Here is a 20,031-nt window from a genome sequence, read left to right as displayed (position 1 = left end):
TCTGGTAATGACGCGTTAGCGCCGGGTCACATTCTGGTTTGCAGGTCCATCGCGGCGGCCTGCAACTTTATGGAAGTGGTTTGTTGAGGTTGTTTGTACTTTGCTGCAATGGCATTAATCGCAGACTGAGGATCCGAAACTTCATCGGCAAGACCAGCAGAAATGGAATCAGCGCCGAAATAGATTCCGGCCTGCGTGTTAATCACCGTCTGAGGGGCAAGATTCCGGTATTCCGCTACAGAGGTAATAAACGTCTCGTACATATCGTCAATCATCCTCTGGAACATTCCCCGAGCGTATTCACTCAGTGGCTCATGTTGTGTACCGTTATTTTTGTTATCTCCCCGAAAAATCGTGGTGAATGTTAACCCCATTTGCTCTTCCATCCTAGAAGTATCTAGGTGTTCCATAATCACTCCAATCGAGCCGACTCCACTGGTCTGGCTGACTACAATTTTGCTGCAGGCCGAAGCGATAAAGTAAGCCGCAGAATAGGCGCTGTAGTTCACAATTGCAGTAATAGGCTTAGTTTGACGTGACTGGAAAATATAATCGGCCAGTTCCTTGCATCCAACCGCCGCACCACCACCAGAATTTATATCCAGCACAATTTCACTGATGGAAGGGTCATTTAATGCAGCATGCACCTGGCTACGTATGCGCTCATAACTGGTAAGTTCAGAACACATTGCAGTAATTTGCCCACGACGCGGAACCAGAATGCCGTGAACAGGAATAACTGCCATTCCACCAGCTGGTTGAACCAAATCTGGCGCCTGATTGTTATCAGGCTCCTGCGTCATGTGAATTCCAGCCTCTTCTGATAATCCCTGAATACGGGGAACCAGCACAGCTTTTACAGAATCCATTGTCTGTCGTGTCACGTAATGTGGAACACCAAAGACCATAGCCGCCAGGTGCGGCAGATTAATTAAATTTTTTGTCATGATGTTTACCAGGTCAGCCCGCGCTGCGGGTGATATTCAGTTTCTGGACAGAATAGAGTTGATTTCTGCCAGTTGTTTTGCTGTTGGCGTGTTATCGCCAGGTAAGATTTGTTTACTGTCGACCATATTCAGAGGCGTCAGGTATTTGTCCCCTCCGGCGATGGGTGGAAGGTTCTCCATGCGGCGAATGTCGTTAACCGATAACCAGCCCCACTGGCGGCCTAGTGCATAAGATTCATAGCGTGACTTCTGATCCCCGCGCAGCAGGCCAGAAACATTGAATTCAATGTACAGATCACCGCGCTCGCTGGGTAAAAGCAGATCGCGCATTAATGCGCCTTCATGACGCTTCAGCCAGGCCAACAGCGTGTACATCACAAACTGCAGCCCCTGGTGCTCAATGTTGTTATTCGTGGCTTTCGCCAGCATCTGCACCATATGAGGCGGGATTTTATAGAGTCGGCACACTTCCTCCACGCCCCACTGACGGGACTGCAACAGCTGCGCTTTCTCATTGTCCTGAGATAACTGCTTGTAGCTCATCCCTTCCTGAAGCAATGCAACAGAGAAGGCGTTTCTGACGCCGGAATATCTGTCCGTCCACTTTGCCAGCAGGCGGTCGATAGCATCCTGGCTTTTGATCGTCGGGGCGTCTTTTGGACGCTCAATAACGCCGCTCATCGTTGTACCACGGCGAAAGACCTGAGAAGCATGCTCTTCCACGGCGAGGTTTAGCCCAAGAACATCCGCGTTCGTCTGGATTGGGGAACTGCCGATATAGCCATCCAGTGAGAAGACCTTCACATGATGCATCATGCGCATTGGCAACGTTTCGCCAATTTCGGGTAGTTCATAATATGGCATCCCATCCGGGCCTTTCAGGACAATGACCTTTTGGGGATTAACCGGGATTAATTCGCGGGGATAACCTTTCCCGTCCCTGTCGATGATCGAGTAGCAATTCCCCTCCAGACCAAGCAGGCCCTGCTGTTGTTCAAAGTATTCAAATGAAGTGTCTTTTTTGTTGGGCTGGGAATGAATCAGATCATAAACAGGGTGGTCAGTCGCCCGTTCACGGCCTCCGTTAGCGCCTCGCCTGTAAAGTTCACACGGCAGCTGCGCCACCGATTCTGCCAGAAGCGTTACACATGCCCGGACCGCCGATAACGCCATTGCGGTTTCAGAAGTGATAATGATCCCCGCCTTGCTCTGGCTGGAACTCACACCACCCAGCATCGCCTGCCAGAAACTACCACCAGACTGAGATTTACCCCGAAACATCTGGGGAATGAACATTATTCACCCCCTGATTTAATTACGCTGGCAGACATTGATTTCGCGATTAAAAATGACCACAGCAGGCAGATTGAACCGCCGGTAATAAGCCCGGCTGCAGGTGAAATAAGCCAGGCACCGGCAGACAGTAACGCGGCTCCGGCGAGGCCGATAAAAAAACTTAAAAACGTCATTAGCATGCTACATCTTCCTCGTCGTAAACGGATGAATTACTCGCCCGGCTATTCAACATTGCCCGTCCGATTGCCATAATCAGCGAAACCGCGCCATCGATTTTGTTTTCGTTCTGCTCTTTGATGGGTTTAACCACATCGTCATTACCGGGCAAATACTTCCCGACGACGTTGCTGATACACCAGCTCATAATCGGGTTCCCGTCGTGATGAAAGCGGCCTGACTCAATGGCGGCTTCCAGCTCCTTCGTCGGATCAGACATATTGGTGTAGTTCTGAACGATAGTGATCGGATTAAGGCTTTCATCAGCCAGATCATGTGAAAGCCCCGTCGCGCCGAACGGGTCAATCGGTGACTCACTGACTGGGTTGAGCTTGTTTGCCGCCTTGGCCTCTTCAAGGATGTAGCGGTAATCAACTTCAGCGCCATCAGTAACTGTAAGCAGTCCCATTTCAACCCATTTCTGAAATCGCTCCGCAGTACGACGATCTTCGTTCTTTTCAACGCTGAATACTGCGTCGTAGGGAACCCAGAAGCGGGGAGCAACGCTGTAGTAATGTGTCTTGCCGTCAATTTCCCTGGTGAACAACCGCGCCATACTGTTCATATCCAGCTTGCGCGCCAGGTCGAAAGACAGAACACATGGCTGTCCTTCGAATTGCTCCAGCGTAAGTGTCTTATCCTCACAGTTCTGCCAGGAAACCAGGTTGTAGAAAGCGGCACGGGCTGCAACCCAGATGTTGAGGTGTTTAGTTTTAAATACACCAGCCTGACGGGCGTTATTAATAGCTCTCTGTTGCTGGCTGAGGAGAAAGTCACGATAGACCGACACGCCCATATTCGGGTTAGCTTTTTCCAGCACTTTAGGATCGGTCCAGTCATCCCCCTCGTCGACGGTGTATATCACGCCGAACAATTCCTCATTCGGTACTGTGCCGTTAAGCATCTCAATCACTTCACGCCGTTTGTCGTAGCATGGACCCTCAATGTTGTAACCCGCCGTCGTGATCGCCCACATTAGTGGTTGTCGCCGCGCCCCCATACCCGTCAGCATAGTGGTGTAGAGCGAATCTGTGGGATGTTCGTGATACTCGTCAACAATCGCACAGTGCGGTGAAGCGCCGTCCCCAGGGTTACCAATCAGCGGCTCAAAACGCGCGCCATCTTCTGGCCGGTTCAGGTTGGACGCATTAACTTCAATCCCGAACGCGTCCACCAGCATCGGGGTGCGCTTACACATCAGACGAGCGGGTCTGAATACTTCCCACGCCTGTTTTTCAGTTGTGGCCCCGGAATATACTTCAGCGCCAAACTCGTTATCACAGGTAAAACAGTACAGCGCCACACCTGCCGAAATAGCTGATTTCCCATTTTTACGCGGTATCTCCGTGTAAACCTCGCGAAATCGTCGAAGCTTCGACCCTTTCTGGACCCAGCCAAAGGCGCAGCACACAATAAACAGTTGCCATGCCTCCAGAGTGATCGGCATCCGCTTGAATGCCCACTCTCCTTTTGTATGTGGCAACAACTGGATAAATTTCGCGGCCTTTTCTGCCATGTCTTTATCGAAGCGGTAACGAAATTTCTTACTCTTTTCAGCCGCCATGTCATCGATATGACGCTGGCAGGCCTGAATGACAAACTGGCACGCCGGAATCTTCCCCCGCACAACGTTGCGGGCGTATTGATTCGCGGCGTTTACGTTGGGGTACGATTTCCGGCTCATGAGTTGATCATCTTCAGGAATGGGTTAGAGGTTTTCTTCTGTCCGGCAAGGCCGATTAGGCGTTGTCGACTGCTGGGATCAAGGCCAAGCATGGAGCCGGTAGAGCTCATCTCCGATTCCTGCTCTTTCTTTGCGGTTAGCTCAGGGTTTTTTATCTTCCCCCCCATAGCACCAGTGATAGTCAGCCCTTCTCTGGCGATATTTTTAACCGCCCTGCGCCAGAACTCATATGCAACACACCAGCGCTCAAGTACGGCAAGATCGGTAACACACAGTAATCCCTGTCCACATAATTCTTTCGTGGTCAGTTCCCACATGACGGCCGCCATTGGCAGACCATCATCCTCAGAAAACCAGTCAGGTGGTGCCACACCTTTAATCGGTGTGAATACAGGTTCCTCTTTATTCAGAGCTCGTTTGCCGGGGTTCCCTGCCAGCTCCTTGCGCGCCGTTGGCTTGGGGCGACGCCCGGAACGCCCCGCCGTTCCAGCCATAAGCGACACTCCTGGTTAAATTTCATTTTTCGCGGGTATAAAAATACGAGGAAGCGGGCAGTCCTAAAGCGCGAAAGGGGTCAGGGATTTGATCCCCCCTACCCCTGGCCTATGTGGACTTCAATAAAGATGGAAGTCATCATTCAGGCTGTGCCGACGACCGCTGCTCGCATTGTGTGGGCAGGCATTAGAGTTATGCCCTGACTGCCCACAATAGCCGTAGCGCAGGTTGGCGCGGAGGGAGGAACCACCCCATGTTTTAGTGCAGTTCGCGTATGTATGAAGTCGTGAACCACAGTATGTGCAATGGGTATAACTCATCGGATACGCTCTCTTGCCGTCTTCGCTCTGTGGCATTCCCAGCACAACGACTCAAGATTGGAATCGTCATCAGTACCGCCATGAGCTTTTGGGATGATGTGGTCAACGCTGGTCGCTTTTTTCGCTATCTTCTGCCGGCGATGATTCTGACACAGGTATTGATCACGCTGTAGGATACGTGCCCGTATGATTTCCCAGAGCCGCCCGTATCCACGTTCCTGCCTGCTCTTTCCTGCCTGGTAGTTACGCCAGCCATCACCGGCATGCTGCTGCTTGTGTTGTTCACAATACCCGCTGGCATCGTTGGTGATTGCCGCACATCCCTTGTGTCGGCATGGGCGTTTAGCGCGTGCTGGCATCGGCATCGTCCTGTTTGTTAGAAACAAGTTGTGTTGTACTCGGAGAGATAAACGGAAACGGCAAATAGCGGAAAATATTCATAAATAGCGAGAATCAGCACGGTCGCCACCCCATAACAGGTTGAATCGCATACCCGCCACAAGGACTGGGGCTTGTGATTCCTCTTTCTTCCAGTGACAATTCAGTATCCGCATCAATCACATCTCAAGTAACCAAAGAGGCAGATAAGTACAGAGTTAGGATTCAGGCGGTTAAAGATCGTGATGTCATTAATTGGTCTGGGGATATGGTTCCTGGCACCGAGAAAAAACTAACCCTCAATGGTAAGAAGGTGACAGTTAAGTTTGCGAGACAACAGAGTTAGATGAACAGCCAGTACGATGGGTCTACCCATGGTGGTGGCAACAAAAAACCGCCCGAAGGCGGCTTGTGTAATTTATTTGCCAAGAAAATTGTTCAGGCAAGAATCCTCTATATCTTTAATATTATTACCAGGAATGCGACGGTAAGTATTATGCGTTCTATACCAAACGTTTATGGTATGGGCGTTAGGGCCCTGAGAATTCACGCTGGCAATATGAAAAATTTCCGCATGATAATCAGACGAGGCAGGGTCGTAGTAGATGTCGTATTTAGCCTCATGACCATGAGAGTTCACAAACTTGACTGTGCTTACCAGATTATAAGTGTTCATACATCCTCCTTTTCAGATTGAATTGGAAGTATCGACTTTGTGAAAATTTTCTTTAGCGTTCATTATCAAGCCCACCCGCAGATGAGCTTTTTAATGGTCATAAAAAAGGCCGCTCAGTGGCGGCCCTATTCAATAAGTGCTTTAGCTAATCCCGGCAAAGGGATCTGTCCCTGCTTTTCGAGTCGTTCAATTTTCGCAAGCAGGAAAGGCTTTTTCACCCTTCCCCAGCGGTTAAGCAGACGCCCGGACATACTCGCTACATCCTTCTCTTTCATGAGCTCCAGCATTACAGCGTTCCGCTCTGCTTCAAGGTTACTCTTTCCTTGGGTGATCATGTCAGCCATCCAGTCGAACGCGGCGATGTAGGCCTCTTTGAAAGCAAACGCTGCAGCACCTGTGAAGCTGAAAACCAGCATGGTCCAGCCGTTCCGGGTCATTCTATAAAATGGCTGAGGCTTGCCGTTCTGTAACTCATTGTTTTCATAGCAAAGCGTAAAATTGCGCCCTGCAAAATCCGAGGAGCATGAGCTGATCACCTTTCTGGTCTTTCTCATCACATCCTTATGGCTCTTCCCGAACGCCTTCGCCACCTTGAATGTGTCAGTTGCTGATTCCGTACCGGACAGGAAGATAAGCTCACGAAAATCGAAGCCGTTGATAACAGTTGGGTATGTCATAGCGTGTACCTTACTTTGAGATGAACCTTTGCCGCATAGGAGATCAGCCCGTCGAGGCTCGCCAGCACTAACTGACTCCTCAAAGGCTCATTCCAAAGGGTTGGGTTCGACGTGGTTGGATGCGCTGCGGTGCGCGGTGAAATTCGGATACAAAAAAGCCCCGCAGATAGCGAGGCTTCGAATATTGGCTACAACTCACACCAAGATAGCAAAAACATACTGTAATCGTAGTATTTTGTCTACTTTTCCGTAAGTGCATGAATTAATTGAGCGCACTTTTTAAGCAAAACGTTATGTTATATCACCCTATTTTAAACATTGGGTTTTGATGTATCCCTGCAGGTAGCCAATCTGCTTCGTCACTGTGGCGATTCGCTCTCTGAGGGTGAAACAATCCCGTTCGGCGGAGTCTGTAGGTCTGGGTCTTTACCATCATCCTTACCGATAATGTTGTCTGTTTCACTCGCTCAGTAGTTAGTATGGTTCTGCATTGTCCCTTCACTGATGCCGTGTTGCGATGCGATTTCTCTGAGGGACATCACTCCGGCCCGGTACGCCGTCTCGATAGCCTCCCAGTCCGGATTTGCCATATAATTGCCTTATTTTTTTATACAATATGAGGAGTGGAGTGTGATCAATAACCGTAGTGCAAATGTGATTCCAACTAATTATAAAGGGATATCATACCGCTCTCAGACAGAAGCCCGTTGGGCAGTCTTCTTTGATACTCTAGGGTTAACGTTTAGATATGAACCAGAACAAATTCAACTTTCAACTAAGGAAATTTATATCCCAGATTTTTATATTGAAGATTTTGATGCCTACTTTGAAGTAAAACCATCAAATGACGAGATCATTTCTGTTGAAAGTCGTAAAGCCAGGATTTTGTCTTATGATCGCCCAGGGCAAAGGGTTTGGCTTGCGGCGGGTGGCCCTTCACTCAAGACACCGAATATCTTACCTCTTGATAAATGGGGTCCTCTCATTCCGATCGAACATATCCTATCGACTCCTGAGTGGAGATATTGGATTCACGAAGATCGTCGAGATGAACAAGTTTATTGGCTTCACTCCTTTCAGTACGAAGGGTATGAGATAGGAGGGCCAGGAGAATCAACATTTCATTTTAGAGAACCACTCGAGCATCGGAATGTCATGCGAGGCTTTGTTTTAGCCTTAGAAGCGTTTCGATAATTTAAAGCCATTACGATGGGTCAGCCCATGGTGATGGCAATAAAAAAAGCCACCCGAAGGTGGCCTTTTTGATGGTAATAATAAATTGACCAGCGATGATCAGTTAAGGTCTTTATCCCAAGTGCTCTTGAGCCAATTGAACATATTTTTTTCTGTTCCCTTCGGCCCAAAACCTGACCAAGTATCTTCATCCTTATCTATCGATAAAACTATACAATGCACGCCAGGATATAATACGTTTAGTTTTTCTCTAATATCCTTTGCAGTAAAGTTACCATTTGGATCTGTCAGTAGCCAAAAGTTGGCTATCCAATGCCACCAACCAAGCCCATTATCTTCTATAAATTTTTTCAACTGAGCGTTTTGTTCTTTTGTAGAAGAATCAAGTGCAACGGCAAATTTTCTCCTCATTTGTCATCGACTCCTTCTGCCTTGCTACCGATCAACTTCTCTCCCTGATGTTTGTCCACTGTCTTTAGCGTTTCATCAAACTCCCCAGTGATACTATCTCCAAGAAACTGCTTTTCGATTGCTAGTTTTTGCAGCACCATTTTTTCGCTTCTGAGCAAATCAGGATTATTACGCAAACAGAACCAGAACACAGCCCCATAGAAAATGCAACCAGCAACCATAATAAACAGAAATGTGGCGATCACCCATACAGGAGCATTAAAGTATATGAGAAAAACAATACCGAGAACGATTATTGCAATCAGCCAGATTATTGTGTGGACAACTGTTGATTTTTCTCCACTTTGGTTCGCTTGACCAAATAGAGCAGATATCAGTTTTGCTGAAAGCATTTGTTGGTTCCGATTTAGATTATGTACCTGAATTTTATATCATTAGCATAACTGCTTTATCAAGCCGTGAGATCATAGTTTCACTTACTACCATATTTGCGTTATTTATGACAAGACCCCTGCCACGCTTGGTCTGTTTGTCCATGACAGTGATGTCGTGATTGGCTGCATCCACCAGTTCTTGCAAGTCTGTATTCGCCCCATATTAACGTACTACACCAACGAACTCTTCGACATCGTGTCCGCGCAGTGTAAGCACTGGCTGCCCGGTCTCTTTGTTGAACTTCGGAGCACTGTAGTCATCGGTGGCCTGGGCGATGTGGTAAAGCTCATGCTCAACCAGCGCGCAGAACTCAAGGTCACTGCATTGTGAGCAGTAGTCGGATGCCAGTGTGATGATTAACTTCGGGATGAGCCCGAACCATTCATGCATCTGTTGTTCCATTCTGGCTTTCTGCCAACCGCCGGCACGGAGCATTACCTGTTCGGCCTGACATAGGACATACCGCCATTTCTTCGCGAATGAGTCAGACGCCCACATAAAGCAGAGATCAGCCTCAAGCAGGTGTTCGTGGTCAGGGTTATGAATGCTTCCGGTATCGCTGATGATTTGTCGGCTTATCCACTCATGCACTTCGTTGGCTGGGATTAGCCTGGTGTATGGCTGCCAGTTCTCGGATTCGATGAAGTTAACTGGCGGGAATGGCCTGTGCTCGTCATCGTTAGCCATATATTACTCCGTTCATTCGATCGCTATTTAAATGTGATTTGCTCCTCATGATTTGCTCAAAATCACTTAATAATTCCTACTTTTAGTAGATTATTGAAGAGTTTTCATAAGGAGGAACTATGGGTATTGAAGAGAACTTGCTCGAAACACTGTTAAAGCATGATGTTTTCCATAATGAAGATGGCAAAGTATCAGGCATTGCCAAGCTTGCTATCGACAAAGGATATAAAACTTTATCGCCGGCACAAAAGAGAGTATTACAACCGTTTATGAGTCATGGTTGTGAGGGTTACACCGATCCTGGTGGACATCACAACGGTTGCGGGAAGGTTCTTGAAGGTGCAGAGCTTGATGAGGCTTATGAGCATACCTGGGAGCATGGCGGCTTAGTCTGCGAAGACTGTCGCGAACAAAGTGATTATGACGATTACCGTCGCGATAAGTTTATGAAAGACTAATATTTCGGCCTATCTAGTGGTAGGCCTTTCGCTTTTTCCTTCCTTTGCTCACTTTCTTCTATTGACTAGTTGTCCTGCTCAGCCGGTACTGGCGTAAATTCCACTCGCTTCACATCAGCAGGTGGGAAATACAACCACTGCCCCGTCTCGGTCGCCAGCAGCACAAAGCCGTTAACCTGCTCAGGCTGACGTCGTGACATCTTGCCCGTGAAGGTTTCGCCTGTTTGGGTGGTTAGAGTGATTGGATATATGTCGGACATTTAGAGCCTCTTTATCCGCTTGCGATGGTGTGTGGTTGATTTTCCGCTGCAGAAGACGGACTAAACTATCACTATGGGACAACTCGGTGTCTAACGCGTTAGACACGTTGCATAGCATTTAGGGGACACTATAGAAGGCCCAATCTTGGCCACTCCCGCCACACTTTGAAAAGGATATGAAATGCTTACTCCCCATGACTGGGTTGAGATTCTGCACACCCGTAGCACATCCCACCCCACTTAAAAAAGAGAAAATCTAGCATTATCAAATGCCTCTCAGTGAAGAGTTTCTGCAATATTATAGCATAACGTTATTAGTCCAACGCGTTGGACCAGAGTTTCAGGTGAGTTAGTGGCTATTCAAAATGAGTCATCACCTTGAGCGTGAGAATAAATAGTGGCTACTCAAGAAGAAAAATCATCACTCATCGTTTCTATAGGAGGTAATATGTTCTCAGTTTCAGAAATTTCTCTTGCAATTGCTATCGCACCATCAGTCAACCGAATCGTTGAAACCGCTTGCCTTGCAATCAGTCTGGCGCTCTTAAAGCACTACGGCATTATCAAGCCCACCCGCAGATGAGCTTTGGGATGGCTTACTCAGCTGGCTGAATTGCGCCGATGGATTTTTTGATGTATCGACGTTCGGTAGCGTAGTTCAGTCCCTGCGCCTCAGACCATTCCTTTGGTGATACGCCGGTTGCGGCATGTTCGGACAGGAACCGTTGCTGAAGCACGCCCCGGTCCAGTTTTGCGATGGTTTCCTCTGGATAATTTTGTTAAAAACAGTGATAGTGACTTTTCGAATCAACGAGCTATTCGCGCAAGATTTCTCATTCTTGAATGCAATTAGCTTTACTATCTAGTTAATAATAAAATGAATGATAATTTTTTAGCATTAGCAGAGAAGGTTAGATTTCACCTTCATAAGAAAACGCCTAACTCATTACCATACATCCCTTTTAACGAGTTCCCGCACGGATGTTGTTCTGATAGCGCACTTATTTTGGCTGAAATAATTAACCGCCGAATTGGCTGTAGCGCTAAGGTTGTGAGTTTTGACAAAGGCTGTAACGGCCTTGCTGACTCACATGCTTGGGTAGATATAGATGGCCTGTGCTTAGATATAACGTTGGATCAATTTAACATTGAGACTTGCATGCCCTACCCTACGATACATGTTGGACCTTACCTGCCAATTCACACCGAATATGCCAATGGTGAGCCTAGCCAAGTATCTAAGCCGTGCTGGCTTGCAGGTGTTGTAGAGGAAATGGATCTTCTCTTGGGTGAGTGATATTTCGCCATCACAATGGGTCTGCCCATGGTGATGGCAAGCAAAAACCGCCCGGAGGCGGTTAGATATACTCTTTTATGGCTAGTCTCAGCTTTCTTTGAAAATGTTCAAGCTGCCTTTCGTATACAGCAGCTTCTATCTTCATGTGCTCAGCTCCACTCATGTTCGGAATAATTTGGCTGTACTGATGAAACAAGGATTGTAGTTTATTGGTCTGTGTATGTATCTGACTTAGGTCTGCGTAAAGGTCGTTAAAATAGATTGAGACAAGGACATCTAAAGTTACATGAGTGTCAGGTGATACCTTCTCATCAATGGTTTTGTTGAGTGCTTCTTCAGTTATGACTCCTTGAATGTATCCAATACGTGATGCATTGAAAAAATACAATTCCTTTTCCCATCGTTTAAAACTGATGAATGTCTCTTCGCCCTTTTCACGCATTAACTTTCTGCTCTCTTTCTGCACATCGTGCACGATCTGGTCTTTCCATCTTTTTTCAGCAAAAAAATTTGCCAAGAAAGCACCACCAAGCGCACCTATAACCCCAGCTAAACCGGTTATTACAGCAGCCCATGGAAATTGGGCTGAAGTAGCCAAAACCTCATTGTTCATTGAAGACCTCCGCATGCAAGCGGGGTAATTTAACACGTCACTTCAAACATTGCTGTCTGATGTAGTCCTGCAGATAGCCGACCTGCTTCGTCACTGTGACGATTCGCTCTCTGAGGGTGAAATAATCCCGTTGAGCGGAGTCTGTAAGTCGGGGGCCGGAAGCATCACCCAGGCTGCCGGAGCCGGTCGCTTCGTTCGCGGGACATTTTGCGTTGACGTGCAGCCCACACTTACCAGTGTGAACGCAACGCTGCAGATCATCCAACTGCTTTTTCGCATCAGCCAGTTCTCCGGTGTATTTGGCATCCAAAGTCGCAACATCACGCTGTCGGATCTGCATGTCTTTGATGGTGTTGTTCGCTAGGCCGAGTTTTTCGGTGGCCTTATTGCGCTGGTCTTTGTAGGTGATAGCGTTGTCGCGGTAGTGGTTAACGGCCCAGCCTAGCGATACGATTATGCAGACGACCACAGTAGTGATGATGGTTGTTATTCGACTCACTGGTCGATCCCCCAGCACGCCATCGCGCTTTCCTGATCTCGCCGTTCTACCTGACCATAGCAACCATTTTTCTGGCCTTTGGTCAGGCGACAATCGCGGCCACCATCTTTAATCCACCAGCGGACCGCTTCACAGGCACCTTTACGGTCGCCAGCATTAATTCGCTTATAGAACGTAGATGGAAAACATTTTCCGGGGCCGATGTTATACGGGCAGAAAGAAGCGATACCTGCTTTCTGCGGCTCGGTCAGCGGCATCTTAATATTCCTTTCTACCCACGCCAGCGCCTTGTCGCGTTCAATGGCATTTACCTGGGCGCATTTCTCAGCAGACAGCTTCATGCCCTGCACAACTGGCTTCCCATCAACCAACGTGGCGCCACGACAAATAGTCCAGATTCCGCCACCGTCGCGATACGCCGTCAGGCTGTTACCCTCTTTCTCATCCAGAAACTGATCGAGAATCACAGGGGCGGAAGCCCCAGCTAGAATCAAACCAACAACCGCTGCGCTCAGTTTATTTTTCAGCTTTGGTGACATTGCCATTAAGCCGGTCCTCCCTTTCCTTTTTCCTGTAATACCAGTTCACTGCACAGGTGATAACAGTGCATGCGATACCGACAATAATTGCCCAGTCGCTCAGGCTTAACCCTGCAATTCTGTCGGCCAACATCCAGGACACCTCTTTTGCTGTTTTTGCTGTTTCGGCATATGCCTTCGCTGATACACCGCAGCCGGTTAGCGTGGTTCCTGTTCCATATGAAAGTCTGCTGTAAATGGTGCTCATTCTGGTCATAGCCTCACCTCCGATTCTTCGGATGGCGCTTTGTGTGATGAAAGGGTCAGGCTTCACGAGCTGGATTTATCAACAAAGCACGTAGCGGATGATTCCCGTGAGCCTGAAATGAAAAAGGCCGCCATGCGGCAGCCCCTAGTAAAATAGATTGTTTACATTGGTGGAGTAAGAGGACCTTCTAACACCTCTGCTTCACCGTTATGGCAAATGTCATCGCCTCTGGTCAGATGCCAGACACCTGTGATTGTTTTACCCGTTTCCAGATCATCAACAGTATCATTCGTGTAGTACGCCACATGTACAACACCGACATGCTGAATCCAGTAATAACCTTCTTTCATAAGCTCCTCCGCGATACTCCGCAGATAGTATAGAGCGGCACAAATAATGCTGTGGTGCAGGAAGCCACAACTTAACCTTTGCTAATAAAGTAATTTCGAAAGATGACGATAATGGGTAATAAATGTAATGCCGGAGGAACCACCATGAGCATGACAGTTAGCACTTTGGGTCAGGACATACTGCAAAGCACAGTAAAACAAGCACCTTCAAGTACTGGCAACTCTGTTTCACAACAAATTCAAAACCTGAAAAAACAAATTGGTGAGTTGACAAAAGAGCTCAGCGCCATGGGTTCAAAAATAAATGAAGTAACCTCCGAAGATGAGGCAAAACTGCTTAAACAGCAGATGGAGATGATTCAAAGGCAAATCGAGTCTATATACGCAAAAATTGCTCAATTACAAAAACAAGAAGCAGAAAAAAACCAAATGGCATCGGTAGCATTACCTACGGTAAGTGACAATTCAAGTTCGAACGTTGCAGGGAATAATACTAAAAATATTGATGTCTACGTTTAGCAATTGCCCCTCTCTCATTTTTCCTCTGAGCTAGAAACGAAAAAGCATTGGAGCATTGTGAGAACTTGTTTTCGAGTTAACGATTCAGCTCGGCGATATGACAGGGGTACTGGTGTAATACACCTCGCGAATACCCCTGTCGTATCGCCGGAAAGCAAAAACCCCGCGCTGGCGGGGTTCTCGTTATATTCAAATTGTTCGCTTTTCGTCGCTGCCATCGTGGCGCAGCTCTGCCAAGCATGAATTAATTATTCACTTTGCTGGCCCGTTTTCAAACGTTTTTACATCATAAAGCACTTAAAGCTAATTTTTACCGCCATTTTGTTCAAATATCATTCAATCAATGAGCAACTCGTTGCAAAACGATCGTTTTGAACGATCGATAAATCAAAATCGATCTGTAATACCAATTTTAACTGTATGGTTATCACACGTAGACTCAGGGCCAAACCTAATAAATGGAATTATCATGAGCCTTTATCACTATTTGGCCATATATATCGCGGGCTTCATCGTAATGTTTGCTTTGTTAGTTCGTGGGGATCGAGTACACGGCATCGAGTTGGACCTGGCTGATACGTTGATAACCTCCTTTCTGTGGCCCTTCTACTCTGTTGCTATTATCTGTATTGAGATCTATGAGCGGTTTAAACAGAATCGTCACTAATAACATTTTACCCCGGCTAATAACCGGGGTTTTTGTTTCGAATTACAGACTCATCAGTCTCCTGGTCAGTTCCTCCTTTGGTATGACCAACCATCCTCTAACCCGGCTCTCATCTGGTTACGAACCGCAAGAAATGTTTTTGCTCTGAATATTTCCAGGCACCATCGCACGCGTTTTCTCGCCTCCCCGTCGGTTAACCATGGCGCAATCGCCTGCAGTTCCCGGGTTATGTCTGAGATTTTTTTTCGTGTGGTGTAATACTGAAGACCAACGACATAAACCGGATCGTTTATATCCAGCGCCTGCAGTACGCACTGCTCAACAAAATCGACATCATCATTATGCAAGGCTTCATCAATTACACTGGCAGGTGACTGTGGCCAGAGAATGCTATGTGCCCTGTTCATCGCCTGCTGCCCACGGAATCCCTCTTCTCTCGCCTGATTTAACGCTGCGGTAAAGCGCTCCAGTGCCTTATCTGACCAGTTCTTTCCTTTGATCACATTCCAGCATGCATGGCCCCGCGGCATACGGGGTGCAGTATTTCCTCCTACACCTTCGCCCCATGTTGTGAGCAGGGATTTAATCCATCCGGACTGAATCCCCGTAAGGAGAATACATTTACCCAGCCAGCTTTTACGCGGCGCAGCTGCTGCTTTTTCAAATGCTGACTGTTTTAGTCTGCGTTGGCGTGGCGTCATGCTTTTAGCTCCTCAATAATTATTCTCCCGGTTTCTCCCCATGATTTTGATACCCGTGCATCCCATATATGAGCATCATTTTCGTAAATGGCATCCATCAGGGCTTTCACCATATTGTCGAAATCAGGTTTGGCCTGATGTGGTTTACCATTGAACTCAGTCCGTTTCTTATTGCTCCAGCTCGCTGGCATAGGAAGAATGAAAGTGACATGCGAACCGCTTTCCGGCAGCTCAACACCCTGCAGACGAACTTCATCACAGAAAGCCCGGTAACGCAGAACCTCGGGGCGCTTTTTCCATTTGTCAGCGCGCGTCATTCTGGGCTTACCGACGGGTGTAATTGGATATTCAGGCATCAAGAGCCTCCTTGATTCTTTTACCGATCCAGCGCATAACCGGTACAGCCATACTGTTGCCGATAGCTTTGTAGCGCGGACCATCTTTCGCCAGTCGGTAGGCTTCTTCTGCAGTTATTTTTGGGTTGTGATGGCGCACGTAAGCATATTCATCAGCAGTGATCTGCTTACGCTTATCACGGGGGATTAAAGTGTGGTTATCGGGGAAGCCTTGCAGACGCTCGCACTCAACTGGTGTCAGGCGACGAACGGCCATGTCTTTCATTACTGAAGGGGATAAATTCGATCCGCTACTGGCGGCGGTCAGAGTTGGGGATTGTTCTTCTGCCCAGCCAATGCCACCCGCTTTTGCGCCTTGACCAGCCTTGAAGGCATAAGCAACTGCATTTTCCTGCCCGTGATTTCGTCCCAGCGTATGAGCAAAATTAATGTTTGTGTCTGGGTCTTGTGTGCCGTGAATGGCATAGGTATCCAAATCTTCAGCCATGCTGTCATTTGATTTGGCAAGCAACGTTCTACTGACGTCTGAATAAGTCACAGTGAGATCGGTTGCATCTTTATGGTCGCGTGCTTTAACAGTGGATGCGGTTTCATCATTAACATAATCACCAAATGCCCGCATGCGAAAGACACCAACGATTCCACCTCCGCGCTGGCTGAATAATTCCTGGTTGCTTTGACCTATGCCTCCGATGTTGTGTGACTGGTTGAGGGTTGGATGTGGATTATATTCCCCATCCCAGTGGCTACCGTTAGCAATGCGACGCCCAGTATTTGCGGTAATGCCCTTCCCCGCTTTTCGGCGCGGCGGAGTATCCCGGCGCATGCCTTCGGACTCAAAAAGTATTTTTGCGGGATCGATATCCCCTCGAGCGCTTGCGATAACAAACACACGGCGGCGTCGTTGGGCCACTCCGAAAAATTGAGCGTCGAGCACTCGCCAGCAGATAGCCCTTTCTGGTCCCAGCACATAACCAGCGTTTGTCCATTTTTTCCCTGGTGATTCCAGTTCACAGCTTTCACCGGCAAGCCCTGCAAGAAAACATCCGAAAGCGTTATCTCTGCTGCTGAATACTCCGGGTACGTTTTCCCAGACGACAATGACGGGAGGTTTTCCCTGTTCTCTTCGTTTTTCATCTATTGCGTTTACCAGTTCAACAAAGGCGAGAGTTAATTGACCGCGGGAATCAGTCAGACCAATACGCAGACCAGCGATGCTGAATGCCTGGCACGGTGTGCCACCTACCAGAACATCTGGTGCCTGGATTTCTCCGCGCCGTATTGCTGCGGCGATCTTTGTCATATCACCGAGGTTTGTTACGTGCGGCCAGCGATACGCCAGAACAGCAGATGGGAAATCTGGACCGTTTTTATAATTGTGTTCAGGATCGAACTGAGAGAACCATGACGGTCGCCAGCCCAAAACCTCCCACGCTATACTTGCAGCCTCAATTCCACTACATACTGAACCATAAGTAATACTCACGCTGATTCCCCCAGTTCGTAGAGAACCTGCACCAGCAACTCTGTTTCAGTACCGAAATTGTTTTCCCAGGACTGGCGGCCAGCATGAATGGCAATACCGTGACCGCCATGACGGTGATGAATTGGGCAAAGAGGAATAACTTTGAAATTGTCAGCGCGCTGGCCAACACCCTGGCCGGTTCGGACGTGATGAATCTCTGCAGGGGTTTCGCCCAGTTTAAGATTTTTACAGACAATGCAGCCCAGCCCGGCTACGCGGGAAAGGTGGAGTTTTTCAGATTTATTTTTTGATCTGCTCATGCTGCACCACCAGCATGAACAAAGACACCGCTCACGAAGAAACGGTGTGAGTGGGGTAATTCAGTTTTATGCGCCATCGTGATTTCCCGGTTGGCGCAGTGTTACTCAGCAGGCTGTTCAGACCCGTGTTTGAGTATAACCTAACTTATCAGACATCAGAAACAGGAAGGCCGGCTTTCTTTCTTGCTTCATCCAGTGCCCGCAACGACGTGACAAATTCATCTTTGCGCAGCGCGAATCCCCTTTCTGCCCTGCCCTTTACGACATAAATCAGAACCGGGCCAGTATGCTCCGGCAGTCCGGGAATTAAATCATCCGGAATTTGCATGAGATGCCCCTTGCGGTGATATCCACACCGTTAAGACAACGGAAATTGCTTCTAAGCAGTAGCGCGGTGCGCAACGAGAATTTTAGCAATCAGGCGAAACAAATAGCGGCATCAGCCACTATCCAAGGGCGATCAGTTGAAAAACCAGTCGTCGGCGCTTTCCCAGGTATTCTGCAGGATTTCCTCTACCTTCGTTTTATCGCCCTTATCGCCACCGAAAACAGTCAGGCTATCGCCGCCAGCTCTGCGGATAACCAGAGAACAATTTTCATATTGATTCTGAAGTCGTTTAAGCAACTCTTTCTCAAGTGCGGGTATGACGTCACGCGGCAGGTCTTTTGATTTGTTGATGGTAAGTTCTATCTTCATAATTCCCTCTACATCAATATACTGTACATTTATACAGTATACCTATTGAACCTCATATTCAAGTGGTTAATAGCACTTTTCGCCAAAGCCATGCCGTTGTATCCGCTAAGTTTTTCCGAGTGTTCGGAATTTACTAAATCAGATTGGCAAAACTATCCAGACAAGAAAAAACCCGCAAAAGCGGGCTTTTCGACAGTAAGATAATGGATATTCTAGCGGGAGGGATATGGGGACAACTTGCGCTTATTTATCGAATCTACCATCCTCTGGGTAAAACCATCCTTCGGTCTTGAACATAGCCAGCTCAGCGTGAACCCCGCCTTTCTTTTCGGCATTCTTCGAAAATAGCTACGTATTTCATTTTTTCATGAAATGGAAGTCTTTCCTGGATGAAGAAATGTGCATCCAAGTCATCGTGAAGACTCTTACAGTGAGATTCAGCGGCTGCGCTTATCGCTGTAAAGTATTGCGAATGCGCTGTGGAGAAATCACCGTTTTTTACATAACCCTCAACTTGTCTCAACTTCTCTGTTGCGTCACGGTAAAACCGATCATTCTTATCCTCATCATCCAAAAGACTTCGTATAAGAACTGAGGCATATTCAAACTTCTTTTTTTCACTCCGTTTTTCCCACATTATCGATGTTAAAACGTACACAGCGAGCGCCACTACGAGGCCTACCAAAACAATGCTCATTTTTCTCAACCATAGAAGAATAATTTCCGTGAATGTATCATGGCTCACTTTTAGTAAAATTGCTTTATATGATTACAGTCGATGAACCTGGTATAAGTAAGCGGCGGTTTCCTTCAACTGGCATGGCACTACGACTCATTACCTTAAAGCCGTAGCATTTCTGACTATTAAAATTATTCTGATGCTTGTTTATCAATTGTAACCTTCATGAAAGCTATTGAGCAGACATTACCTAACTGCTCGACTACAAATTGGTTACCTGTTTTCTTAGCTGTCACAATTACTCTGGAATGTTCGTCTGAGAAAGTACCATTCTTAGCTGCAACAGCACAGGAATCCCAAACACCACCCGCAGTTTTCTCGATACTGGACATCAATTCCAGATCCCTTTCCTCACTTACTTTTGGGCTGGATGACGCTATCACCAATACAGCTAAATCTATAGCCTGTTGCCTGGACGGCAGTGGGGACATGCCTGGTAAGTAGTCCCCCTCTGCGTAGGATGCAACTGATATAATTAATGTTAAGGGAAGAAGTATCTTAAAGTTCATCATTAAATTACCTCGTAGAAAACGACACCATTCTTTCCATCCGATAAGTCTTCATTATGGACGTAAATGAAACAAATCAGGCTACAAAATGTAGTCTGACACATCTCTGGCAAGTTAGCTTACGCCAAAGCCTCAGCCTATGACGGGATAATGAGACAACCCGTTACTTCTTCTTGTTCTGCGCTTCCAGATCCAGATAACGCAGATAGGATGCTTTTGGCTGAGTAAAACCGAGTTCACGATAGTGAGGTACACGTACCATAGAGTAAACATGCAGATGTTCAGACTGTTTTCTCGCTACTTAATCGGCGACTGCTGGTTGATTAACTATTATTTAAGTAGCACGATCAATACTGACCTTGTCCTGTTCTTCTTTCTA

27 protein-coding genes and 5 pseudogenes are annotated in these 20,031 nt (G+C 47.4%); 5 read left to right on the top strand and 27 right to left on the bottom strand.

The window, feature by feature from the left end; genetic code table 11:
- Nucleotides 1–26: 26 nt before the first annotated feature.
- The 9 genes and pseudogenes from LA337_09325 to LA337_09285 all read right to left on the bottom strand — a co-directional run bounded on the left by LA337_09325 (nucleotide 27) and on the right by LA337_09285 (nucleotide 7,112).
- Entirely contained in the window at nucleotides 27–947 is a 921-nt protein-coding gene (locus tag LA337_09325) for a S49 family peptidase (protein ID UBI17865.1), read from the bottom strand.
- A 36-nt stretch (nucleotides 948–983) separates the two neighbouring features.
- Complete coding sequence (locus LA337_09320; GenBank protein ID UBI17864.1) at nucleotides 984–2,243, bottom strand: phage portal protein; 1,260 nt, start codon at nucleotides 2,241–2,243, stop codon at nucleotides 984–986.
- Entirely contained in the window at nucleotides 2,243–2,422 is a 180-nt protein-coding gene (locus LA337_09315; protein UBI17863.1) for a hypothetical protein, read from the bottom strand. The genes LA337_09320 and LA337_09315 overlap by 1 nt, the downstream gene beginning before the upstream one ends.
- Nucleotides 2,416–4,143: a terminase large subunit gene (locus LA337_09310; protein ID UBI17862.1), complete on the bottom strand. Its 1,728-nt coding sequence runs from the start codon at nucleotides 4,141–4,143 to the stop codon at nucleotides 2,416–2,418. The genes LA337_09315 and LA337_09310 overlap by 7 nt, the downstream gene beginning before the upstream one ends.
- Nucleotides 4,140–4,637 (bottom strand): phage terminase small subunit P27 family, encoded by a 498-nt coding sequence (locus LA337_09305; protein ID UBI17861.1) that lies wholly within the window; start codon nucleotides 4,635–4,637, stop codon nucleotides 4,140–4,142. The genes LA337_09310 and LA337_09305 overlap by 4 nt, the downstream gene beginning before the upstream one ends.
- A 317-nt stretch (nucleotides 4,638–4,954) precedes the next feature.
- Nucleotides 4,955–5,317, bottom strand: coding sequence for an HNH endonuclease (locus tag LA337_09300; protein UBI17860.1), 363 nt, complete (start codon nucleotides 5,315–5,317; stop codon nucleotides 4,955–4,957).
- A gap of 437 nt (nucleotides 5,318–5,754) precedes the next feature.
- A complete protein-coding gene (locus LA337_09295; GenBank protein UBI17859.1) occupies nucleotides 5,755–6,012 on the bottom strand; it encodes a hypothetical protein in 258 nt (85 codons plus the stop codon).
- 125 nt (nucleotides 6,013–6,137) lie between these two features.
- Nucleotides 6,138–6,689: a Rha family transcriptional regulator gene (locus LA337_09290; GenBank protein ID UBI17858.1), complete on the bottom strand. Its 552-nt coding sequence runs from the start codon at nucleotides 6,687–6,689 to the stop codon at nucleotides 6,138–6,140.
- Between the two features lie 306 nt (nucleotides 6,690–6,995).
- Nucleotides 6,996–7,112 (bottom strand): annotated as a pseudogene (locus LA337_09285) (lysis protein).
- A 207-nt stretch (nucleotides 7,113–7,319) separates the two neighbouring features.
- Here LA337_09285 and LA337_09280 point away from each other — a divergent pair.
- A complete protein-coding gene (locus tag LA337_09280; protein ID UBI17857.1) occupies nucleotides 7,320–7,883 on the top strand; it encodes a hypothetical protein in 564 nt (187 codons plus the stop codon).
- Nucleotides 7,884–7,982: 99 nt separating this feature from the next.
- Here the strand turns inward: LA337_09280 and LA337_09275 are convergent, their stop codons facing one another.
- The 3 genes and pseudogenes from LA337_09275 to LA337_09265 form a co-directional block, all read right to left on the bottom strand.
- Nucleotides 7,983–8,294: a hypothetical protein gene (locus tag LA337_09275; GenBank protein ID UBI17856.1), complete on the bottom strand. Its 312-nt coding sequence runs from the start codon at nucleotides 8,292–8,294 to the stop codon at nucleotides 7,983–7,985.
- The gene (locus LA337_09270) at nucleotides 8,291–8,686 is read right to left on the bottom strand and encodes a hypothetical protein (protein UBI17855.1); all 396 of its coding nucleotides are present in this window, start codon (nucleotides 8,684–8,686) and stop codon (nucleotides 8,291–8,293) included. The genes LA337_09275 and LA337_09270 overlap by 4 nt, the downstream gene beginning before the upstream one ends.
- Before the next feature lie 208 nt (nucleotides 8,687–8,894).
- Nucleotides 8,895–9,416: pseudogene (locus tag LA337_09265) on the bottom strand (hypothetical protein).
- Nucleotides 9,417–9,535: 119 nt separating this feature from the next.
- On the opposite strand from LA337_09265, the gene LA337_09260 reads away from it, so the two are divergent.
- On the top strand, nucleotides 9,536–9,874 hold the full coding sequence (locus tag LA337_09260; protein UBI17854.1) for a hypothetical protein: 339 nt from the start codon (nucleotides 9,536–9,538) through the stop codon (nucleotides 9,872–9,874).
- Nucleotides 9,875–9,939: 65 nt separating this feature from the next.
- Here the strand turns inward: LA337_09260 and LA337_09255 are convergent, their stop codons facing one another.
- Nucleotides 9,940–10,134, bottom strand: a complete 195-nt coding sequence (locus tag LA337_09255; protein UBI17853.1) for a hypothetical protein — start codon at nucleotides 10,132–10,134, stop codon at nucleotides 9,940–9,942.
- 397 nt (nucleotides 10,135–10,531) lie between these two features.
- Between LA337_09255 and LA337_09250 the strand changes: the two genes are divergently transcribed.
- Nucleotides 10,532–10,717: a hypothetical protein gene (locus LA337_09250; protein UBI17852.1), complete on the top strand. Its 186-nt coding sequence runs from the start codon at nucleotides 10,532–10,534 to the stop codon at nucleotides 10,715–10,717.
- Between the two features lie 43 nt (nucleotides 10,718–10,760).
- Here the strand turns inward: LA337_09250 and LA337_09245 are convergent.
- Nucleotides 10,761–10,892: pseudogene (locus LA337_09245) on the bottom strand (terminase small subunit).
- A 600-nt stretch (nucleotides 10,893–11,492) separates the two neighbouring features.
- The gene (locus tag LA337_09240; protein ID UBI17851.1) at nucleotides 11,493–12,044 is read right to left on the bottom strand and encodes a hypothetical protein; all 552 of its coding nucleotides are present in this window, start codon (nucleotides 12,042–12,044) and stop codon (nucleotides 11,493–11,495) included.
- Between the two features lie 49 nt (nucleotides 12,045–12,093).
- On the opposite strand from LA337_09240, the pseudogene LA337_09235 reads away from it, so the two are divergent.
- A pseudogene (locus tag LA337_09235) lies at nucleotides 12,094–12,234 on the top strand (hypothetical protein).
- Here LA337_09235 and LA337_09230 read toward each other — a convergent pair.
- From LA337_09230 to LA337_09215, 4 genes and pseudogenes are all read right to left on the bottom strand, one after another.
- Nucleotides 12,204–12,305: pseudogene (locus LA337_09230) on the bottom strand (hypothetical protein). The pseudogenes LA337_09235 and LA337_09230 sit on opposite strands and share 31 nt — an antisense overlap.
- A 234-nt stretch (nucleotides 12,306–12,539) precedes the next feature.
- Nucleotides 12,540–13,088 (bottom strand): lysozyme, encoded by a 549-nt coding sequence (locus tag LA337_09225; protein ID UBI17850.1) that lies wholly within the window; start codon nucleotides 13,086–13,088, stop codon nucleotides 12,540–12,542.
- Entirely contained in the window at nucleotides 13,060–13,338 is a 279-nt protein-coding gene (locus tag LA337_09220) for a phage holin family protein (GenBank protein UBI17849.1), read from the bottom strand. Before LA337_09220 ends, LA337_09225 begins: the two co-directional genes overlap by 29 nt.
- Before the next feature lie 152 nt (nucleotides 13,339–13,490).
- On the bottom strand, nucleotides 13,491–13,679 hold the full coding sequence (locus tag LA337_09215; protein ID UBI17848.1) for a hypothetical protein: 189 nt from the start codon (nucleotides 13,677–13,679) through the stop codon (nucleotides 13,491–13,493).
- Between the two features lie 144 nt (nucleotides 13,680–13,823).
- Between LA337_09215 and LA337_09210 the strand changes: the two genes are divergently transcribed.
- Nucleotides 13,824–14,198, top strand: coding sequence for a FlxA-like family protein (locus LA337_09210; GenBank protein UBI17847.1), 375 nt, complete (start codon nucleotides 13,824–13,826; stop codon nucleotides 14,196–14,198).
- Between the two features lie 732 nt (nucleotides 14,199–14,930).
- On the opposite strand, the gene LA337_09205 is transcribed toward LA337_09210, so the two are convergent.
- The 8 genes from LA337_09205 to LA337_09170 all read right to left on the bottom strand — a co-directional run bounded on the left by LA337_09205 (nucleotide 14,931) and on the right by LA337_09170 (nucleotide 19,655).
- On the bottom strand, nucleotides 14,931–15,566 hold the full coding sequence (locus tag LA337_09205; GenBank protein UBI17846.1) for a hypothetical protein: 636 nt from the start codon (nucleotides 15,564–15,566) through the stop codon (nucleotides 14,931–14,933).
- Nucleotides 15,563–15,922 (bottom strand): RusA family crossover junction endodeoxyribonuclease, encoded by a 360-nt coding sequence (locus LA337_09200; GenBank protein UBI17845.1) that lies wholly within the window; start codon nucleotides 15,920–15,922, stop codon nucleotides 15,563–15,565. The genes LA337_09205 and LA337_09200 overlap by 4 nt, the downstream gene beginning before the upstream one ends.
- On the bottom strand, nucleotides 15,915–17,408 hold the full coding sequence (gene dcm, locus LA337_09195; GenBank protein UBI17844.1) for a DNA (cytosine-5-)-methyltransferase: 1,494 nt from the start codon (nucleotides 17,406–17,408) through the stop codon (nucleotides 15,915–15,917). Before dcm ends, LA337_09200 begins: the two co-directional genes overlap by 8 nt.
- Nucleotides 17,405–17,707, bottom strand: a complete 303-nt coding sequence (locus tag LA337_09190) for a Ref family protein (GenBank protein UBI17843.1) — start codon at nucleotides 17,705–17,707, stop codon at nucleotides 17,405–17,407. Before LA337_09190 ends, dcm begins: the two co-directional genes overlap by 4 nt.
- A gap of 148 nt (nucleotides 17,708–17,855) precedes the next feature.
- Entirely contained in the window at nucleotides 17,856–18,035 is a 180-nt protein-coding gene (locus LA337_09185; protein UBI17842.1) for a hypothetical protein, read from the bottom strand.
- Nucleotides 18,036–18,167: 132 nt separating this feature from the next.
- The gene (locus LA337_09180; protein ID UBI17841.1) at nucleotides 18,168–18,404 is read right to left on the bottom strand and encodes a DinI family protein; all 237 of its coding nucleotides are present in this window, start codon (nucleotides 18,402–18,404) and stop codon (nucleotides 18,168–18,170) included.
- Nucleotides 18,405–18,708: 304 nt separating this feature from the next.
- A complete protein-coding gene (locus LA337_09175; protein UBI17840.1) occupies nucleotides 18,709–19,101 on the bottom strand; it encodes a hypothetical protein in 393 nt (130 codons plus the stop codon).
- A gap of 173 nt (nucleotides 19,102–19,274) precedes the next feature.
- A complete protein-coding gene (locus LA337_09170) occupies nucleotides 19,275–19,655 on the bottom strand; it encodes a hypothetical protein (protein ID UBI17839.1) in 381 nt (126 codons plus the stop codon).
- Nucleotides 19,656–20,031: the final 376 nt, after the last annotated feature.

Source organism: Citrobacter europaeus, from assembly GCA_020099315.1.
GTDB classification, from domain to species: Bacteria; Pseudomonadota; Gammaproteobacteria; order Enterobacterales; family Enterobacteriaceae; genus Citrobacter; species Citrobacter europaeus.
Note: the sequence above shows the minus strand (reverse complement) of the source record. Positions and strands in the feature narration are given on the sequence as shown.

What these genes read in the sequence shown, in the direction of transcription:
- LA337_09325 (UBI17865.1), bottom strand. Translation starts at nt 947, where the DNA reads ATGACAAAAAATTTAATTAATCTGCCGCACCTGGCGGCTATGGTCTTT.
- LA337_09320 (UBI17864.1), bottom strand. Translation starts at nt 2,243, where the DNA reads ATGTTCATTCCCCAGATGTTTCGGGGTAAATCTCAGTCTGGTGGTAGT.
- LA337_09315 (UBI17863.1), bottom strand. Translation starts at nt 2,422, where the DNA reads ATGCTAATGACGTTTTTAAGTTTTTTTATCGGCCTCGCCGGAGCCGCG.
- LA337_09310 (UBI17862.1), bottom strand. Translation starts at nt 4,143, where the DNA reads ATGAGCCGGAAATCGTACCCCAACGTAAACGCCGCGAATCAATACGCC.
- LA337_09305 (UBI17861.1), bottom strand. Translation starts at nt 4,637, where the DNA reads ATGGCTGGAACGGCGGGGCGTTCCGGGCGTCGCCCCAAGCCAACGGCG.
- LA337_09300 (UBI17860.1), bottom strand. Translation starts at nt 5,317, where the DNA reads ATGCCAGCACGCGCTAAACGCCCATGCCGACACAAGGGATGTGCGGCA.
- LA337_09295 (UBI17859.1), bottom strand. Translation starts at nt 6,012, where the DNA reads ATGAACACTTATAATCTGGTAAGCACAGTCAAGTTTGTGAACTCTCAT.
- LA337_09290 (UBI17858.1), bottom strand. Translation starts at nt 6,689, where the DNA reads ATGACATACCCAACTGTTATCAACGGCTTCGATTTTCGTGAGCTTATC.
- LA337_09275 (UBI17856.1), bottom strand. Translation starts at nt 8,294, where the DNA reads ATGAGGAGAAAATTTGCCGTTGCACTTGATTCTTCTACAAAAGAACAA.
- LA337_09270 (UBI17855.1), bottom strand. Translation starts at nt 8,686, where the DNA reads ATGCTTTCAGCAAAACTGATATCTGCTCTATTTGGTCAAGCGAACCAA.
- LA337_09260 (UBI17854.1), top strand. Translation starts at nt 9,536, where the DNA reads ATGGGTATTGAAGAGAACTTGCTCGAAACACTGTTAAAGCATGATGTT.
- LA337_09255 (UBI17853.1), bottom strand. Translation starts at nt 10,134, where the DNA reads ATGTCCGACATATATCCAATCACTCTAACCACCCAAACAGGCGAAACC.
- LA337_09240 (UBI17851.1), bottom strand. Translation starts at nt 12,044, where the DNA reads ATGAACAATGAGGTTTTGGCTACTTCAGCCCAATTTCCATGGGCTGCT.
- LA337_09225 (UBI17850.1), bottom strand. Translation starts at nt 13,088, where the DNA reads ATGGCAATGTCACCAAAGCTGAAAAATAAACTGAGCGCAGCGGTTGTT.
- LA337_09220 (UBI17849.1), bottom strand. Translation starts at nt 13,338, where the DNA reads ATGACCAGAATGAGCACCATTTACAGCAGACTTTCATATGGAACAGGA.
- LA337_09215 (UBI17848.1), bottom strand. Translation starts at nt 13,679, where the DNA reads ATGAAAGAAGGTTATTACTGGATTCAGCATGTCGGTGTTGTACATGTG.
- LA337_09210 (UBI17847.1), top strand. Translation starts at nt 13,824, where the DNA reads ATGAGCATGACAGTTAGCACTTTGGGTCAGGACATACTGCAAAGCACA.
- LA337_09205 (UBI17846.1), bottom strand. Translation starts at nt 15,566, where the DNA reads ATGACGCCACGCCAACGCAGACTAAAACAGTCAGCATTTGAAAAAGCA.
- LA337_09200 (UBI17845.1), bottom strand. Translation starts at nt 15,922, where the DNA reads ATGCCTGAATATCCAATTACACCCGTCGGTAAGCCCAGAATGACGCGC.
- LA337_09190 (UBI17843.1), bottom strand. Translation starts at nt 17,707, where the DNA reads ATGAGCAGATCAAAAAATAAATCTGAAAAACTCCACCTTTCCCGCGTA.
- LA337_09185 (UBI17842.1), bottom strand. Translation starts at nt 18,035, where the DNA reads ATGCAAATTCCGGATGATTTAATTCCCGGACTGCCGGAGCATACTGGC.
- LA337_09180 (UBI17841.1), bottom strand. Translation starts at nt 18,404, where the DNA reads ATGAAGATAGAACTTACCATCAACAAATCAAAAGACCTGCCGCGTGAC.
- LA337_09175 (UBI17840.1), bottom strand. Translation starts at nt 19,101, where the DNA reads ATGAGCATTGTTTTGGTAGGCCTCGTAGTGGCGCTCGCTGTGTACGTT.
- LA337_09170 (UBI17839.1), bottom strand. Translation starts at nt 19,655, where the DNA reads ATGATGAACTTTAAGATACTTCTTCCCTTAACATTAATTATATCAGTT.